This window comes from Nesterenkonia sandarakina, from assembly GCF_014138825.1.
In the GTDB taxonomy this organism is placed as follows: domain Bacteria; phylum Actinomycetota; class Actinomycetes; order Actinomycetales; family Micrococcaceae; genus Nesterenkonia; species Nesterenkonia sandarakina.
Genome location: NZ_JACJIH010000001.1, coordinates 1,401,041 through 1,417,109 on the forward strand (window position 1 = coordinate 1,401,041; position 16,069 = coordinate 1,417,109).

Consider the following 16,069-nt stretch of genomic DNA (forward strand, 5'->3'; position numbering starts at 1 on the left):
GGTCAGGGGGTGACCAGCGTGCCGATCTCCTCTCCGAGCAGGGCGCGGGTGACGTTGCCCTCGCCCTCCATGCCGAAGACCCGCATGTTCAGGTCGTTGTCATTGCACATGGTCATCGCGGTCTGGTCCATCACCCGGATGTTCTTGCGCAGCGCGTCGGTGTAGGTGAGGTGATCGAGCTTCTGCGCGTCGGGGGTGGTCTTCGGGTCCGCCGTGTAGATCCCGTCCACACCGGACTTGGCCATCAGCACCATGTCTGAACGGGTCTCCAGCGCGCGCTGGGCACAGACGGTGTCGGTGGAGAAATACGGCATGCCTGCACCGGCGCCGAAGACGACGACCCGGTCCTTCTCCATGTGGCGCACGGCGCGCAGCGGGATGTAGGACTCAGCGACCTGACCCATGGTGATGGCGGTCTGCACGCGGGTGGGCTGCCCGGCCTGCTCCAGGAAGTCCTGCAGCGCCAGGGCGTTCATCACGGTGCCCAGCATGCCGATGTAGTCGGCGCGGGCCCGGTCCATGCCGGCCCGGGAGAGCTCGGCGCCGCGGAAGAAGTTGCCGCCGCCGACGACGACGGAGACCTCCACCTGACCCTTGACGGCGGCGATCTGCTCGGCGATCCCGCGCACCGTGGCCGGATCCACTCCCACTGCACCTCCGCCGAAGACCTCTCCGGAGAGCTTCAGGAGCACACGGCGGCGGTGGGTCGGGGTCTCTGCGGTCATGGGTGTCCTCCAGGGGTTTGTGGGGCGGGGTGAGGTGGTCTCGGTCGCGGTGAGCCGCTCACTGGCGGCCGCTGCGACCGAAGCAGGTCGCGGTGGGCACAGAAAAGGGGGTGACCACCTCGTGTGAAGTGGCCACCCCCTTGACGTCTGAACTGTTGAGCTGCGACCAGTCTAATGGTCAGCGGCTCTGCAGTTCAGCTGCCGCGAGTCTCAGCGGCATCAAGCATCAGGCTCCGACGCGGAAGCGAGCCAGACCCTTGGCGGACGTGCCGGCGGACTCGAGGACCTGGGTGACGGTCTTCTTCGGGTCCTTGGCGAACGGCTGGTCGACCAGCACGTTGTCCTTGAAGTACGCGTTGGTGCGTCCCTCGATGATCTTGGTCATCGCCTGCTCGGGCTTGTTCTCGGCCCGTGCGGTCTCCTCGGCGATGCGGCGCTCATCGGCCACGGTCTCCGCGGGGACCTCGTCGCGGGTCAGGAACTGCGGGGACAGCGCGGCGGCGTGCACCGCGATGTCGTGGGCAGCTTCCTTGGCCTGGTCCGAGTCGGCGTCGACGGCGAAGAGCACGCCGACCTGAGCCGGAAGGTCCTTGGAGGTCTTGTGCAGGTAGGCGTCCACGAAGGAGCCCTCGACCGTGGCAAGACGACGCACGACGACCTTCTCGCCGAGGATCGCGCCCTCTTCGGTGACGAAGTCGACGAGCTTCTTGCCCTCGACGTCGGCCTCCAGGAGCGCCTCCACGGTGTCCACGTCGTGGGCGACGGCGGTCTCGAGGACCTTGTCGGCCAGCGCGACGAACTTCGCGGACTTGGCCACGAAGTCGGTCTCGGCGTTGATCTCGATCAGGAAGCCCTTGGTGCCGTTGACGACCTTGGCGGTGACCAGGCCCTCCACGGCGGAGCGGCCTTCGCGCTTGGCAGCACCCTTGAGTCCGCGGATCCGGATGGCCTCGAGGGCCTTCTCGGTATCGCCGTCGGTCTCATCCAGAGCCTTCTTCACGTCCATCATGCCGGCGCCGGTGCGCTCACGCAGGGCCTTGATGTCTGCAGCGGTGTAGTTCGCCATAGAAAAGCAGTTCCTCTCTTTACTTGGCTTCTTCAGCCGAAGCGTCGGTGGACTCGGTGGACTCAGCGGCGGGAGCCTCGGTGGACTGCTCAGCCTTGGCGGGCTCTGCAGCCTGCTCCGACTTCTCAGCCTCGGCGGACTTCTCGGTGGCGTGCTGCTCGAGCAGCTCGCGCTCCCACTCGGCCATCGGCTCGGCAGCCGCGCCGGAGCCGCCGCCGCGCTTGTTCTCGCGAGCCATGAGGCCATCGGCCACGGCGTCGGCGATCACGCGGGTCAGCAGGTCCACGGACCGGATGGCGTCGTCGTTGCCCGGGATCGGGTACTGGACGTCATCGGGGTCGCAGTTGGTGTCGAGGATGGCGATCACCGGGATGCCCAGCTTCTTGGCCTCATCGACCGCCAGGTGCTCCTTGTTGGTGTCGACGATCCAGACCGCAGAGGGGGTCTTGGTCAGGTTGCGGATACCACCGAGGTTCGACTGCAGCTTGGTGAGCTCGCGGCGCATCAGCAGCAGTTCCTTCTTGGTGTGACCCGAGCCTGCGACGTCGTCGAAGTCGATCTCCTCGAGCTCCTTCATGCGCTGCACGCGCTTGGAGACCGTCTGGAAGTTGGTCAGCATGCCGCCGAGCCAACGGTGGTTGACGTAGGGCTGGCCGACGCGGGTGGCCTGCTCGGCGATGGCTTCCTGGCCCTGCTTCTTGGTGCCGACGAAGAGGACGGAGCCGCCGTGGGCGACGGTCTGCTTGACGAACTCGTAGGCAGTGTCGATGTAGGTCAGGGACTGCTGGAGGTCAACGATGTAGATGCCGTTGCGCTCGGTGAAGATGAAGCGCTTCATCTTCGGGTTCCAGCGGCGAGTCTGGTGACCGAAGTGGACACCGGAGTCGAGCAGCTGGCGCATGGTGACGACAGGCATGGTATTTCCTTTCAATGCCGGGCTTAGAACATGCAGGACATGCCTGATGCAGCTCCGGCTGGGATTCTCGGTTGGACAATGGCCCGGTTCTCTCGGGCTCCTGGCAGAAGAGGGAGAGGCCTCGCGTTCTCGCCGCACGGCTGTTCCAGGGTCAGGGACAGCGATGTGGACCGATGAGAAACGCCCCGATCACTCGGGCAGCTCCTGCGCGTAGTCAGCTGATCCAGGCACGCCGGGGCACGCCAGTGTCAACTGCTGGGGTTCAGCTTAGCCGCTCGACGGCGTTTTCCCCAACCGTCGCAGGGATCCGCCGGGGGCCCTCACGCTGCACACTTCAGCGCGTTCGCGGGGATCGGGGTTCGCCGGTGGTCGAGGCTGGATGCATGGACGCGAGCGGGTGCAGATTCGGACGGCTGAGGGCAGCAACGCTGGGTCTCACGCTGCTGCTTGTTCTGGGGGTGTTGACTCCCGCCTCAGCCGGATCGCTGCTGCTGGGAATCGACCCTACGGAGCTCGACGCGCCATCAGCGACACGGGCGCTCTGGGTCCCTCCGGTGTCCGCAGGTGAGCTGCGGCCTTTCACCAGACCGCCCTCCCCCTGGGGTGATCATCACTAGGACGTACTAAGATGAGCAACATGTCTGAGCCATCAATTCCAGCTGCCATCTACGTCCGAATCTCCAAAGACTCCGAGGCCCTCGGCCTCGGAGTCGCCAGGCAGGAGAAGGAATGTCGGGAGCTGGCCGAGCGCAAAGGCTGGCAGGTCGTTGATGTGTTCAAAGACAATGACGTCTCCGCTACTCGCAGCAAGGTGCGTCCTCGCTACCAAGACATGATCAGGGCCATCGAAGCTGGGTGGATTCGCGGAATAGTCGTCTACGACGTTGACCGGCTCACCAGGACACCGCGCGAGCTTGAGGACGTCATCGAGTGGGCAGACCGGCACCAGCTGCACCTCGCCAGCGTCGGCGGCGTCATCGACCTCGCCACCCCGCAGGGACGGATGACGGCGCGTATCAAGGGCACAGTAGCTAAACATGAGGCCGAGCAGCAGTCGCGGAGGTTGAAGAGCAAGATGCGGGAGTTGCGCGAGGACGGCCGGTACATCGGGACGAAACCCTACGGTTGGGACTGGTCTGTCAACGAGGACGGGACCAAGGGCAAGGACCTGGTGCTCAACCCCGTCGAGGCCGCTGTGGTCAAAGAGTGTGCTGAGCGCACCCTCAACGGCGAGAAGTGTCATGCCATTGCGCAGGACCTCAATAAACGCGGCATCCCCACGATGAAGAACAGTCGGGGCTGGACTTCCAGCCACCTTCGCCGGATGCTACTGCGCCCCATCAACGCCGGGTTCACCATCCACGACGACGTCGAGTATCCGGGGAAATGGCCGCAGCTCACTACCCGTTCTCAGTACGACCGTCTCGTCGCCATCCTGACCGACCCGAAGCGAGTGGTGAATCGCGGGACCCCGAACCGGTACCTGCTGAGTGGCCTCATCCGCTGCGACCTGTGCGGCCAGGCGATGCGCCGGAACGTAGGCTCGAACGCGAAACGCTCGTACACCCTGTCCGACGGCACGATGAAGAAGTACGAGTACGAACGTGTTGAGATCTATCGCTGCGTCCCCCCTGGCTGCAACAAGGTCGGCCAGAACCGCGAAGGTGTCGAGATGATGGTGACTGAGTACGTCCTGCGGCTCCTGGAACGTGAAGGCGTTGAGATCTTCGGCGGGGACTCAGCACGCCTGGAGGCTGCGCACGAGCGCGTTGAAGGCCTCAAGGCGCAGATGAGGTTGGCAGCGGGCCGTGTCGCCGAGGGGAAGATGACCTTCGATCAATTGGAACAGTTCAATGCCACGGTTCAGCCGCAGTTGGATCAGGCTCAGGTCGAGCTGCGGCAGGCCACACCGGATGAATCCATGATCGAATTCACCGGATCATCGGCGCGTGCTGCGTGGAAGAAGGCGGATCTGGATAGGAAGCGCGAGGTCATCCGGTCCCTACTGAACCACGGTCTGCGCATCACCGTGGGCCAGCCCGGGCAGAAAGGCTCGCGTAGGAGGAAGATCGAGGGCCGGATGAAGACTTTCAATCCGGATACGGTCTACATCACAGCCGATTGGTGACAATTCTGGAATGAATTTTCTGCTGGTCTTTGAGCAGAATCGAGCCTTTAACCTGCGAGAACGGCGCAATGTAGTTGAGCAGTGTGAGCTAAACAGGTAAGCTGGTGAGTGTTCGGCACACGCCGGACCGCAGTTTTGATCACTGCGTCTCACCGGCAGGTGAGATAGCGGAGAAATAGTTGCGGCTATCACTTCGGTGATGGCTAGGTTGGTCAGTCGGCAGGCTGATCCGCTGAATAACAGTTGCGGGTATCGACCGCTGTAGGCGATACCACCGGCTCCTAGCTGGCAGGCAGGAACACCGGTAGAAATTAGTGCGGCCCTCGGGCCAGGCCACCGCGTCGGCAGGCGCGGATTCGGCTGAAAATTTGTGCAGATCTTGAATAACTGCGCCCATCGTCATATGGAGCGCTGCACATGCCTGCCACCATCACAGAAGACCTGACGTATATCAGGATCTCCGCTGCCGCTGCCAAATATCCGGTCAGCCGCAGCTCGATCGACCGCCTCATTCGCGAGGGGAACCTCCGCGCCCGAAAGCGCGGCACCATCCCCCGTGAGGTCTGCGTCGAAGATCTCGAAGCATTCGCCACTGAGCATCCCGTCGAGCCGGAGAATCTCTTCGCCAAGGCCGAGGCCGCCGTCGAGCGCGCCCTGGCCGCCACTCCCCCGCTGAGCGCCGACAAGCGCGCTGAGCTGGCTGCCCGCCTGAGCGGAGGCGGTGCCGTATGACAACAAACGAAAACCCCCACGCGGCGAACGTAGGGGTCTCCAACCATCTCACTGGTTCTTCAATTGTTGCTACTGATTTTACTTCGCAAGTTTACAGTGTGGCAACCCCTGCCCTGCTGCTGCCGAGTGCCGTTGTGCAGGCTGTGCAGGCAATCTTGGTTCGTCACAGAACAGCGTCTCGTGAGGTGGAACCTTTTCCGCCTGCACAGCCTGCACAGAACCTCCTGACCTGCGGTTTCGTCGTGAATCGTCTAGGCGGTGGTCTGTGATGATTGACGGCATTCTTGGCCGGCTCGACCGGGTCTCTGCTCCGCAGGTCGACACAGACAGCACCTCGTGGAAGGCCTGCTGCCCTGTTCACGATGATTCGAACCCCTCGCTGTCCATCACCGAGAAGGCAGACGGCACTGTCCTCGCTCACTGCTTCGCTGGATGCGATCAGCAGGATGTGCGCTCGGCGTTGGGCTTGCCGTCGCCTTCCACGAACACTGGGAGTGGTGTATGGATGCCTGGCGGCATCCAGCATGAGGAAACCTATGTTTATACCGACGCTGACGGTAAGCCGCTCTTTGAGGTGTTGCGGGGCCGACTGAAAGGAAAGAAAGAGATCCGGCAGCGCGTGCCTGACAGCTCGAAGCGCTACGGCTACTCCTGGTCGCTAAAGGATCTCGATCGGGACAAACGCAAAACTCTCTACATGCGTCCGGTTGTGGATACGGCCATCGATGAAGGGGAAAGGATCCTCGTTGTAGAAGGAGAAAAGGACGTCCACACCGCCTTAGCCCTTGGCGAGGTCGCTACGTGCAATGCCGGTGGTGCAGGGGGATTCGAGTTGCGCCATTCCCAGCAGCTCGAAGGTGCCCATGTAAACATCATTCAGGACAAGGATGACCCCGGGCGCAAGCACGGATCTCTTGTTTACCGCCTGCTTGAGGTTTATGCCGCGAGTGCCCGTCTGTTCGACGTGCACCCCAGCCTGCCTGAGAAGGCGGATCTGACCGACCACGTTGAGGCCGGTTTCGGTCTCGATGACCTCGTTGAAGTCGAGCCAGACGCGAGCGTGGGTCGCCCGTCGGGTGACTCATCTGACAACAGTGTGGTCCAGACCGTCTCCGAGTGGACCGACTCTGGTGTTTCTGAGCGGCTCGCCCAGGCTGTCGGTGATCGGTGGCGGTGGGTCGCCGGTGTCGGTTGGTACCGCTGGACCGGGAAAGTCTGGCAGCGCCAGGAGGACGACACGACCTTCGCAGAGGCGGTCCGGAAGTTCGCCTCCTCAGAGATCCAGCGTGTGCTCTCATCGGGTGGTGTCGTCGGAGAAGCCGCCAGGCTCCTGAGCAAGTCCAAAATCACCGCAGTCTCTGCGCTGGCCAAGGGCCAGCTCCACGCCAGCCTGCTGGACTTCGACACTGACCCGGACATCTTCGTCGCCAACAATTGCGTGGTTGACCTACGCACGGGTGAACAGATGCCGCACGACCCGTCACGTCTGGTTACGAAGTGCTCGTCGGTCAACTACCGACCAGACGCGACCCATCCGGATTGGGTCACAGCGCTGGGGGCGGCCGATCCCTGCGACGCCGACTGGTTACAGATCCGTTTCGGTCAGTCAATGACCGGGCATGTCCCGGACGACGATGTGATGCCGGTGCTCAAAGGTGGTGGCGAGAACGGGAAGTCTACGATTCTGGGTGTTGTCCTTGAGGTAGCTGGCGACTACGCCATGTTGGTGCCCTCGGAACTGCTGCTGGGTAATCCGAACGACCATCCGACCAAGAAGATGGTCCTCAAAGGTCTCCGCCTGGGTGTGAAGGAGGAGACCACAGAAGGACGCCGTCTCAACATGACAGGCATCAAGGAGGTCATGGGTACCCCCATGATCACCGGCCACTACATGCGCCAGGATGACATCACCTTCCGAGCGACCCACGCTCTGGTCGTCTCGACGAACCCGGAGCTGACGGTCGATGAGGACGATGACGGCACCTGGCGTCGGCTCGCCAAGGTGGAGTTCCCCTACCGCTACCGGAAGCCCGGAGAGGCTCTGGAACTCCCGAAGGACCGGCGCGGTGACCCCCTTCTGCGAGATCGGCTGCGGTCCGGTCAGGAGCAGCAGGAGGCTGTTCTGGCGTGGCTGGTCGAGGGTGCCCGCCGCTGGTATGAGGACGGCCGGCATATGCCTCCGCAGCCTCCAAAGGTTGCCGCGGCGACCGAGACGTGGCGTCGGAAGTCGGACCACTGGCGAGCATTCGCCGAGGACCACCTGGTCTTGGACGGTGCATCGGCCGTGTGGATCGAGGACCTGCACAAGGAGATGAACACCTTCCTCATGGGACGAGGTCACCAGCGGTGGGGATCGAATCTGTTCCGCGGCCGACTGGAAGAGAACTCCTGGCTGCAGCAGCCTGGTGTGTTCCTCTCCGGTCGTGAACGCCTGAGCACGCTGGGCAAACGCTTGGGCAACCCGGTGACGCTGGACCGCCCGCTCACCGCTGACCCCATAAAGTCTCCCCCTGTACAGGGCCAATACGTCGTCGGCGTCCGGTTCCGCGCTCCCGAGGACGATCTGGACACTGGGTCCCCTGCCCCCGCTGCGAAGCAGATGCCCGCGGAGCGTGACCGCCCGATGCCTGTCATCGCAGACGTGGACGAGGAGTCGTGATGAGGACCGTTTTCCTCGACATCGAGACCGGCTCGGCAAATGATCTGTACACCTACGGCCCAGGATTCTGCCGGCTGGCGGGCTGGGCCATCGACGACGCACCGGTGCAGCTGACCACTAATATGGACGAGCTGTGCGACGTGGTGCGCAGCGCCGACCGGGTGGTGGCACACAACGGCCTGACATTCGACCTCGCAGCCCTGGAACGCTGGCACGGCTTGGATGTCGGCAAGATGGTCGAGCAGGGTCAGGTCCGGGACACCCTGCTACTTGCTCGGCACAACGACCCGCCGTTCTCCGGTCACGTTGATGCGCGGCGATACAACCTCGACGCGATCGGCCAACGGCTAATCGGCGACGGCAAGGTCTCCGAAGCAGGTGAGTCGGCGTTGAAGAAACTTGCCAAGGAGTTCGGGGGCTACGATCAGATCCCCGTCGATCACGAGCAGTACCGCGAGTACCTGGTACAGGACGTCGAATTACTGCGCAGGGTGTTCGCCTACCTCCGGTGTGATGCATACGCACTCCGGGAACACCGTGTGATGTACCGGCTGAACCACATCTCACGACACGGGTTCCGTGTAGATGTGGCGGAGGCAAAGCGCCGCCTGGCAGCGCAGGCTGAGCGTATCGAGACTGCCAAGCAGAAACTGGCAACGTCATACGGCCTCCCGACTTCTGGTAAGGCTCCGCAGCGGACAAAGGCCGGCGTCACAGCCCTGGAACGGGCTTTCGCTGACTGTGGCATCGAGCCGCCCAGGACACCGAAAGGCGCGCTGGCGACCGGAAAGCAGGCGCTGGCCGATCTCCTCGACGAGCACCCTGAAAACACCGCCCTGTCTGAGCTGGTCGGCGTCCTGGGCTCCTTGAACGGGGAGCGCTCGGTGATCCAGACCGTCCTCGATCACACTGGCCCGGATGACCGTGTGCGTCCCTCCGTGGATGCCCGGCAGACCACCGGCCGCATCTCGGTGACCAATCCTGGCCTGACGGTGATGGGCAAGCGCGACCGCGGAAACGTCCTTGAACGGTCACTGCTGCTGCCGGACCCTGGTGATGTGCTCATCGCCTTCGACCTGTCCCAGGTCGATGCGAGGGCGATCGCCGCGCACTGTCAGGATGAGGGGTACATCGCCGCCTTCAAGCCGGGCTTGGACTACCACTCCGAGATGGCTGCAGAGCTGTTCAACGGCGACCGAAGCCGCCGTGATGATGCAAAACCCGTCACCCATGCGACCACCTACGGCATGGGAGCGAAGGGGCTCGCGACCGAGGCGGGCATCGGCCGCACCGAGGCCGAGCTGCTCTTGTCGAAGCTGGACCGTCGCTTCCCTCGGCTCGCACGATTCAAACAGAGCTCTCGGCAGGAGGCGGAGCGGCGGCATCTCCTGTTCAACGCGTTCGGGCGGCCGATGCGGATCGAACGCGGCCGCGAGTACACCCAGGCACCGGCAGCGCTGGGCCAGGGGACAGCCCGCGATCTGATGATGGAGGGCATCCTCCGGCTTCCCGACTGGCTGGTGTCCTGCCTGCGGGCCATCGTCCATGACGAGGTGGTACTCAGCGTGCCCGAGGGCCGCGCCAACGATGCCGAGACTGAGGTGCTGAGCGCACTCCAGTTCTCCTTCCGGATCACTGCCGATGCAGAGCCTGTGCAGATACTCGCGGACAAATCCGAGCGCGGCCGTGACTGGGCCGACTGCTATAGGGCCGAAAAGCACAAGTGGCCCGAGGTGGCCCGCGACCACCGCGAGCTTCCGTCCTGCGATGACGACGGCTGTACGTATACCCACAAGTTTCATTCCCGGGCGCTGGCTACCAGTGCCGATGCCAATGACGATCTACACAAGGAGACACCATGACTGATGATCTCACCCAGCGTGCGGACAAATTCTACGAGCTGCTCGACCAGGAGCGTCGCTACCTGGATGCCTATCGCGCCGAGGAGGCTGAGCGGAAGGCCACCGCACTCGCTGAGGCCAATCGCGCAGCCGATGATCGGCGCGCAGCGCGCGGCCTGCCACCTCTGCCGCGTCTTTCCGCGGCCGAGCAGCAGGAGATCCTCCGCGACGTGAAAAACGGCTGGGGTTACGACGACGATGGTGGCAGCGAGGATACCTGGCGTGCCGAATACGAAGCCGCCACCGCAGCGCAGTGGGACCCGCCCGATGAGCCCGATGAGCCCGACTACGTTCCCTACGAGGATTTCGAGCCGCCCGAAGAGGTCACCGTCGATATTTCGGCCTTGTCCGCGGTCGAGACTTACGACGAGTTCCACGACCGGATGCTCGCCACCGGCCACTTTGTCCGTGGTCACCGCCGCAAGTGGGTTGGCCATCCGTGCAACAGCGCTGCATCCTGCAGCGAGCTGAGTGACGTCTGGTGGCCGGTACGGCTTTGGTACCGGGATTACCGGCGGGAGGTGGCCATCCGCGACGCGGCAAGGATCGTCAATGCCGATCGTAGCGACGCGAAAATCGCCTGGGTGAATCTGCCCGTCACCATGTTCCTCACGGAAACCACCAATTCCGGGCTGAGTGAGCGGCGGCATGACCTCCTGGTCTCCCGGTTGGTCGAGCTGACTCGCGAAGTTCTGGAAAGCAGGAGTTTCGGAATCACGTCAGTTTTGGAACTGAACGCGCGGGACAACGACGCCCGGGTCCGCCGGCTGCTCGAGCAGACGGGCCGGGATTGGTCCCGCATGCCGGACCACGACGCCCTGATGCGCCGGCTGGTCGGGCAGGCGAGCCAGGATTGGTCCCACAACCAGCTTCACAATCCAACGATTGGAGACCATCGTGAGTGAGAGCAACGACAACGTTCTGTCCGATGACGGAACAGCCGTCGCCGAGCCTGCGAAGAAGTCGCGGCGTAAGCCGCCCAAGACTTTGGAGCAGCGTTTCCTGGAGAAGCAGCAGGAGGCTGAGAAGCTGAGGCTGCAGATCGAGGAGAAGCGCGAGGAGCTTCGCTCGGAGCTTGTCGATGCACTGTACGCGAAGTACGGCATCGACGCCCGCAAGGGCGACCCGACGGAGACTGGACGAATCAACAGGCTCCGCTCCGAACTCGGACTGTCTACTGTGTAGCAGTTCGAGCAGCAGCAGCTGAAACCCCCTTCGCCATGATTGGTGAAGGGGGTTTTGCTGTGCGTTGAGGTAAAAAGAGTTACTCCCGCAGCCCTCTGGGCTGCGGGAGTAACTCTTTGTTCAGTGCCACGTGTCGGTGGACTCGCCGACGGACGCGCTCAGGGTAGACCTGGCTACCATGCCAGCGGCCGCCCAGCGAGGACTCGGCCAACCGTTGCAATAGTGAGTGGCGTGCCGAGAATCGACCTCGTCCGAGAGTACGTAGTGCACGCCGCCGATAGCACCCTGGTTCAACTTCTCTGAAAGCGTGAACGCAGACTTCGACCAAAGGTCTGAGATACGGATAACAGAGTCGTCGACACTGAAATAGGCGTAGATCGTCCGCCGGGCACCGTGTCCAACATTCTCGAGAGTGTAGGTCTTGCCCCTGAACTCGGTAGTCTTTCCGCGATCGCGATGGCTCTTCCGCCGAAGGAACTTGAGCAGTGCACTGATGACGTGATCGTTGACGGGCTTGAAGGTGATCGAAGGTTCAGGCTTCACCGGCTTCTCCTTTGTCGTTTCGAATCTGAGGGTGGACCCCCTCGCAAGCTCACCCGGCGCAGGCCCCTGCCTGCGCCCGCACGCCCGGAGGGCGTGCTCAGTGAGCACTGCGGGTGAAGATTCGACGTCGAGGGGGTGGAAACCGAAGGCTGGGAGGTTCCAAGGAGGGCGGAAGTAGTCCTCCTTGGTGGGGTGGTGCAGGAGGGGCGAAGCCTATCCGCCGGGGTCGAGGGGCGGAGCCCCCGCAAGCAAAGGCGCGAAGCGCCGTCCCGACCGTACAGGTGAGCGAAGCGAAACCTGTAATACGGTCGGGTTGCTTGCCAGACACTGGAGCCCCGGTCATAATGGAAGCAAGTGAAGGTTCGCCAGAACCGAGGCCTTGGTCCATAGGAACGCCGGGGCTCCAGTGTCTTGGAGGAGGCAGGGATGAGCGCAGCGAAGACCGGAGCGCCGACGACCGAAGGCGAGACGCGCAGCGACGAGCAAGACACAGCCGGTGGCGGAGCCGCCGTCGAGAATGGTCTTGAGGCAAGGTCGGAGAGCGCGCCGGTCAGCTTCCGGATGACCGGTGAAGCGCTCGATGACCTTGGGTATATTGCTTCAACACTTGGTGAGAATCGTTCGGCAGCGGTTCGTTCAGCGATCACCTTGCTGGCCGACGCGCTGCGTTCAGCAGACACCGCTGAGGCCGCGCAGAAGGCGTTAGTGAAGCGACTCGGACAACAGCAGGTCGCCTCCGTGCCGATAGCACCGGACGTCGATCAGCAGGTGCTGCAGGACCTCCGCGACGCTCTGCGGGACCTCGATGACGGGTACCGGCAGCGTGCGCGGGAGCTGCAATACGTGGGCCACAACTGGAACCAGCTCGCCCGGTGGGCGAACAGTGGGAAGCGCGTCGATACCGATGCCATCAACGCCGTGAAGCGTGAACTGAACCGTATCGAGACGCGCATTGCCGAAGATTCCCGGCGCGATGTCGAGATCCGTAAGGCACTCTCATGGCTGGCCTGAGTCTGGCTCCCATCGTGGTGATGTCCCGCGCTCAGATCGCGGCCCGGATGCTCCGCTACCCGGAGAAAGAGAAGGACGGCACCGACGCTCCCCGAGTCCTCTACCGCGACGGCATCAACTGCCGTCCGGAGACGGCCGTCGAGGAGTTCGCAGCGCTTCGCCGCAAGCATGGCAAGCAGGGTGCGACGAGGAAATCGCCTGCTCGGTACGAGCTTCCCGAGGACGGCGAGACGCCGGTCTATATCCAGAAGCGCCGCCCTAACGGACGCAAGTACTGGGCCGTCGCTAAGGACGATGAGGAGGCCACCCACGTTCGCCACGAGGGTGAAGTCGTGCGTGAGTCAGAGGCCATTCATATGATCTTCTCTGCTGAGTTGGCATCAGTGAATCCCAACGATCCGAAGGACGTCCAGCGACTCTTCGACTACGTCCGGGACGTGGTCGAGAACAATTTCAGAGCCACCGATGGCACCTGCGGCGTCCAGGCGAAGTTAGTCGCGCAGGCCGATGGGCAGGGCATGATCGACGAGAACGGTAGGCGGCTCACGGACGGTGGTAAAACGCATGTCCATGTGGTGATCAACGCTGTGGCGATGAAGCAGATGACCGTCAACGGCGAGACCTGGGAGCCCGGCCGGAAGCTCTCGGGTGCCCTGACAGACATCGAGCAGATCAAAGACCGTCACGATGCATTTGCCCGTGAGCACGGCGCAGATCACGGCTTCCGCCCGCAGGAGAAATCACGCTCTGAACGCCGCGCTGAGACGCGCACGGTGACTGACCGCCGTATGGCTGCTCAGGGGAAGATGAGCAACCATGACACGATCCGCGCAGCCTTCGAGACCTCGATGGAGGACCACCGTTCCGTGGATCTCGATGGGTTCCGCGAAGTGCTCAAGGAGCACGACGTGGACATGAATGTGCGTGTGACAAAGTCAGGCAAGAACGTCGGTCAGACTAATCTCAGCTACCGCACTGGCGACATGAAGCAGTTCGTCCGCGGTGCCCGTCTCGGATCTCATTACGCCTTCGATGACACCGTCGATGAAGCGACTGGCGAGATCATCAGTGGGGTGGGGTCTCAGTTGGAAGCGAACGCTGCGGGAGCACCTCGCCAGGGGCGTCCTGCAGCGCATCAGACTGCGCCGCCTAAGCCTGACCCGGTCGCCTCAGATGAGGAGCTGGCGGAGGCCCGCGAGACGATGGAGAGGCTCGCCGCGCAGGAGCGTCTGGACGCCCGAGAGGACCGCTTGGACGCTTGGATTGACGAGTTGGCTCACCGTGAGAGAACGCGCAGGAAGGTGATGCTCATGCACCGCGGCCTGGACGACAGGACACCGGCTGGTCGGGCGGAACTGCACAGCATGATGGAGGTCGAGCTGGAACAGCAGGAGGCGGCCGCCGCGCCGGAGCCTGCACATGTGGCTGTGCCTGTGGATGTCCCGGTGCCTGAAAATGTGCCCGAGGATGTCGCGGACAGCGCCAAGGACGAGCGGCCGCGATCGCGCCCATCAGTGAGGCTCAACGCCAACCTGCCTCCGGTGGTCACCGTGGAGGACATCCTGCGCCGTCGCCAGGAGAAGCAGGAGCAGAGCACCGCCGAGATCGCTGCCTTCGAGGAGAAAGCCCGGGCAGCCCTGGAGACTGGCGAGGACATCGTGGAGGTCACCACAGATGCTGAGAGGACAACGGCACCGGAACAGCCAGAGCCCGCTGTGGAGCCTGTCAGGGCCGAGCGACCCGAGGAGACTCCTGCGGTGTCTGAGACCACCGAGGACGCCTCAGAGGACACTGAGGACACTCAGCAGGCAGTACGGCAGCAGCGGCAGGTCCGCGAACGGCAGCAGAGTGCCTTCCAGCAGCGTGAGCAGCAGCCTGACTTCTCCAAGCCTGCAGCAGCGCAGCCCGAGCCCGAGCCTGAGCAACCGAAGAAGAAGTCTGCCCGCCAGCTCGCCGAGGAGGAGGTCCAGCGGGAGCTGGACCGCCGCGGCCTGGGAGGTCAGCAGCCGTCGCCGGAGCCCGAGCCGGTGATGCCGCCTCCTCGCCGCCGCCGGAAGTGATGACAGAATGTCATCAATATTCCATCAACATTCTGCGCGATCTGTGCAGGATGGATGCAGGATTACGTCAGCGTGATGGCGATGGTCAGAATCGCCTCAATATCTCTTCAAGATTCCGCGCTAAGGACTCAGGACGGCATCAGGAACACGATGTCATCAAGATTCCATCAACATTCTGCGCTGTGGGATCAGAATTGCGTCAAGATGATGCAGCGGGCTATGGGGAAATGAGAAACCCCCGCACTGGACCATGCTCGGTCCTGGTGCGGGGGTTTCGATGTCAGCTAGTCAGTCAGTAATCCAGTTATCATTGGCGTCGAGCTGCCAGCCGTTGATGTGGCTTCGGACGATGTGCAGCTGACCTTCTGAGTCGACGTTGATGTCTGCTTCGGCGAAGTTGCCGAGCATGGCACGGGGTGGCGTATAACCGCCGTCAGTATAGGGGTCGTAGTCCTCGTCGACCGACGCCTCCTCACCATCGGGCGCGTCTCCCTCTTCCGGGACGGCGACTACTTCCTCGTGCCACTCGATCCTGTTGAACTGGATTTCGACAACGCTGCTCGAGTCGCCGCTGGATGCGGCGCAGTCAACAGGGAGCACGGCGGTCTGGAGGTCGTCGGAGAGCTGATCGCCGTCGTAATCGTCACTGGGCGACACAGTGGTGAGCCCCAGGGCGGAGGCGTGTCGGTATTCAACGGGGGTATCGGCGTAGTCATCGGCAATGAGAGTTATCTCATCCCATGAGATGGCTTCCTCCCAGTCACCGGATTCCAGTTCGTCCTCTACCCCGTCAGCGTAGAGGTATTCGATTTCCACGGCGCACTGTGCGTCGGGGTGCTCTGCTGCGCGGACGATGACAGCATCGAGCACCCGGTCCTCGCGGTAGGCGTCATCGGCCTGCAGCAGATCAGACGGGATCTCCACGAGGATCTCGTCCTCCGGCCCCCACACTGGCTCGTGGAAGCCGGCAGTGAAATCGAAGATGGCTTCTGCGTCGCCGGAGTCGCCGTTCTCTGCGGCCTGCTCCTCGCCACCACCACCGGCCTCGTCGTTGTCGTCATCGCCGCAGGCAGTGAGCGCCAGGAGCAGGGCGGCGGACAGGGCTGTGGTCTTGCTCAGAGTGGTGCTGCGCATAGATGTATC

At 63.1% G+C, this 16,069-nt stretch carries 13 protein-coding genes; 8 read left to right on the forward strand and 5 right to left on the reverse strand.

Annotated elements, in window-relative coordinates; genetic code table 11:
- Positions 1–2 precede the first annotated feature (2 nt).
- The 3 genes from pyrH to rpsB all read right to left on the reverse strand — a co-directional run bounded on the left by pyrH (position 3) and on the right by rpsB (position 2,707).
- Positions 3–725 carry a UMP kinase gene (gene pyrH, locus HNR24_RS06340; RefSeq protein WP_058888503.1) on the reverse strand — a complete coding sequence of 241 codons (723 nt, stop codon included), beginning with the start codon at positions 723–725 and terminating at the stop codon, positions 3–5.
- A gap of 226 nt (positions 726–951) precedes the next feature.
- Positions 952–1,791: a translation elongation factor Ts gene (tsf, locus tag HNR24_RS06345; RefSeq protein WP_058888502.1), complete on the reverse strand. Its 840-nt coding sequence runs from the start codon at positions 1,789–1,791 to the stop codon at positions 952–954.
- Between the two features lie 19 nt (positions 1,792–1,810).
- On the reverse strand, positions 1,811–2,707 hold the full coding sequence (gene rpsB / locus HNR24_RS06350) for a 30S ribosomal protein S2 (RefSeq protein WP_058888501.1): 897 nt from the start codon (positions 2,705–2,707) through the stop codon (positions 1,811–1,813).
- A gap of 628 nt (positions 2,708–3,335) precedes the next feature.
- On the opposite strand from rpsB, the gene HNR24_RS06355 reads away from it, so the two are divergent.
- The 6 genes from HNR24_RS06355 to HNR24_RS06380 all read left to right on the forward strand — a co-directional run bounded on the left by HNR24_RS06355 (position 3,336) and on the right by HNR24_RS06380 (position 11,312).
- On the forward strand, positions 3,336–4,835 hold the full coding sequence (locus HNR24_RS06355) for a recombinase family protein (protein WP_182495347.1): 1,500 nt from the start codon (positions 3,336–3,338) through the stop codon (positions 4,833–4,835).
- Positions 4,836–5,252: 417 nt separating this feature from the next.
- Positions 5,253–5,567 (forward strand): helix-turn-helix domain-containing protein, encoded by a 315-nt coding sequence (locus HNR24_RS06360; RefSeq protein ID WP_182495348.1) that lies wholly within the window; start codon positions 5,253–5,255, stop codon positions 5,565–5,567.
- A 268-nt stretch (positions 5,568–5,835) separates the two neighbouring features.
- Positions 5,836–8,226, forward strand: a complete 2,391-nt coding sequence (locus HNR24_RS06365) for a phage/plasmid primase, P4 family (protein WP_259392566.1) — start codon at positions 5,836–5,838, stop codon at positions 8,224–8,226.
- Positions 8,226–10,088, forward strand: coding sequence for a DNA polymerase (locus tag HNR24_RS06370; protein ID WP_182495350.1), 1,863 nt, complete (start codon positions 8,226–8,228; stop codon positions 10,086–10,088). The genes HNR24_RS06365 and HNR24_RS06370 overlap by 1 nt, the downstream gene beginning before the upstream one ends.
- Positions 10,085–11,032 carry a hypothetical protein gene (locus HNR24_RS06375; RefSeq protein ID WP_182495351.1) on the forward strand — a complete coding sequence of 316 codons (948 nt, stop codon included), beginning with the start codon at positions 10,085–10,087 and terminating at the stop codon, positions 11,030–11,032. The genes HNR24_RS06370 and HNR24_RS06375 overlap by 4 nt, the downstream gene beginning before the upstream one ends.
- On the forward strand, positions 11,025–11,312 hold the full coding sequence (locus tag HNR24_RS06380; protein ID WP_182495352.1) for a hypothetical protein: 288 nt from the start codon (positions 11,025–11,027) through the stop codon (positions 11,310–11,312). Before HNR24_RS06375 ends, HNR24_RS06380 begins: the two co-directional genes overlap by 8 nt.
- A gap of 120 nt (positions 11,313–11,432) precedes the next feature.
- On the opposite strand, the gene HNR24_RS06385 is transcribed toward HNR24_RS06380, so the two are convergent.
- On the reverse strand, positions 11,433–11,855 hold the full coding sequence (locus HNR24_RS06385; RefSeq protein WP_182495353.1) for a hypothetical protein: 423 nt from the start codon (positions 11,853–11,855) through the stop codon (positions 11,433–11,435).
- Between the two features lie 426 nt (positions 11,856–12,281).
- Here HNR24_RS06385 and mobC point away from each other — a divergent pair, with 426 nt between their 5' ends.
- Positions 12,282–12,866, forward strand: coding sequence for a plasmid mobilization relaxosome protein MobC (gene mobC / locus HNR24_RS06390; RefSeq protein WP_182495354.1), 585 nt, complete (start codon positions 12,282–12,284; stop codon positions 12,864–12,866).
- Positions 12,854–14,926, forward strand: a complete 2,073-nt coding sequence (locus HNR24_RS06395) for a relaxase/mobilization nuclease domain-containing protein (protein WP_182495355.1) — start codon at positions 12,854–12,856, stop codon at positions 14,924–14,926. The genes mobC and HNR24_RS06395 overlap by 13 nt, the downstream gene beginning before the upstream one ends.
- 288 nt (positions 14,927–15,214) lie before the next feature.
- On the opposite strand, the gene HNR24_RS06400 is transcribed toward HNR24_RS06395, so the two are convergent.
- Positions 15,215–16,060: a hypothetical protein gene (locus tag HNR24_RS06400; RefSeq protein WP_182495356.1), complete on the reverse strand. Its 846-nt coding sequence runs from the start codon at positions 16,058–16,060 to the stop codon at positions 15,215–15,217.
- Positions 16,061–16,069 lie beyond the last annotated feature (9 nt).

Excerpts from the sequence above, each read along its gene's own strand:
- pyrH (WP_058888503.1), bottom strand. The coding sequence starts at position 725 with ATGACCGCAGAGACCCCGACCCACCGCCGCCGTGTGCTCCTGAAGCTC.
- tsf (WP_058888502.1), bottom strand. The coding sequence starts at position 1,791 with ATGGCGAACTACACCGCTGCAGACATCAAGGCCCTGCGTGAGCGCACC.
- rpsB (WP_058888501.1), bottom strand. The coding sequence starts at position 2,707 with ATGCCTGTCGTCACCATGCGCCAGCTGCTCGACTCCGGTGTCCACTTC.
- HNR24_RS06355 (WP_182495347.1), top strand. The coding sequence starts at position 3,336 with ATGAGCAACATGTCTGAGCCATCAATTCCAGCTGCCATCTACGTCCGA.
- HNR24_RS06360 (WP_182495348.1), top strand. The coding sequence starts at position 5,253 with ATGCCTGCCACCATCACAGAAGACCTGACGTATATCAGGATCTCCGCT.
- HNR24_RS06365 (WP_259392566.1), top strand. The coding sequence starts at position 5,836 with ATGATTGACGGCATTCTTGGCCGGCTCGACCGGGTCTCTGCTCCGCAG.
- HNR24_RS06370 (WP_182495350.1), top strand. The coding sequence starts at position 8,226 with ATGAGGACCGTTTTCCTCGACATCGAGACCGGCTCGGCAAATGATCTG.
- HNR24_RS06375 (WP_182495351.1), top strand. The coding sequence starts at position 10,085 with ATGACTGATGATCTCACCCAGCGTGCGGACAAATTCTACGAGCTGCTC.
- mobC (WP_182495354.1), top strand. The coding sequence starts at position 12,282 with ATGAGCGCAGCGAAGACCGGAGCGCCGACGACCGAAGGCGAGACGCGC.
- HNR24_RS06395 (WP_182495355.1), top strand. The coding sequence starts at position 12,854 with ATGGCTGGCCTGAGTCTGGCTCCCATCGTGGTGATGTCCCGCGCTCAG.
- HNR24_RS06400 (WP_182495356.1), bottom strand. The coding sequence starts at position 16,060 with ATGCGCAGCACCACTCTGAGCAAGACCACAGCCCTGTCCGCCGCCCTG.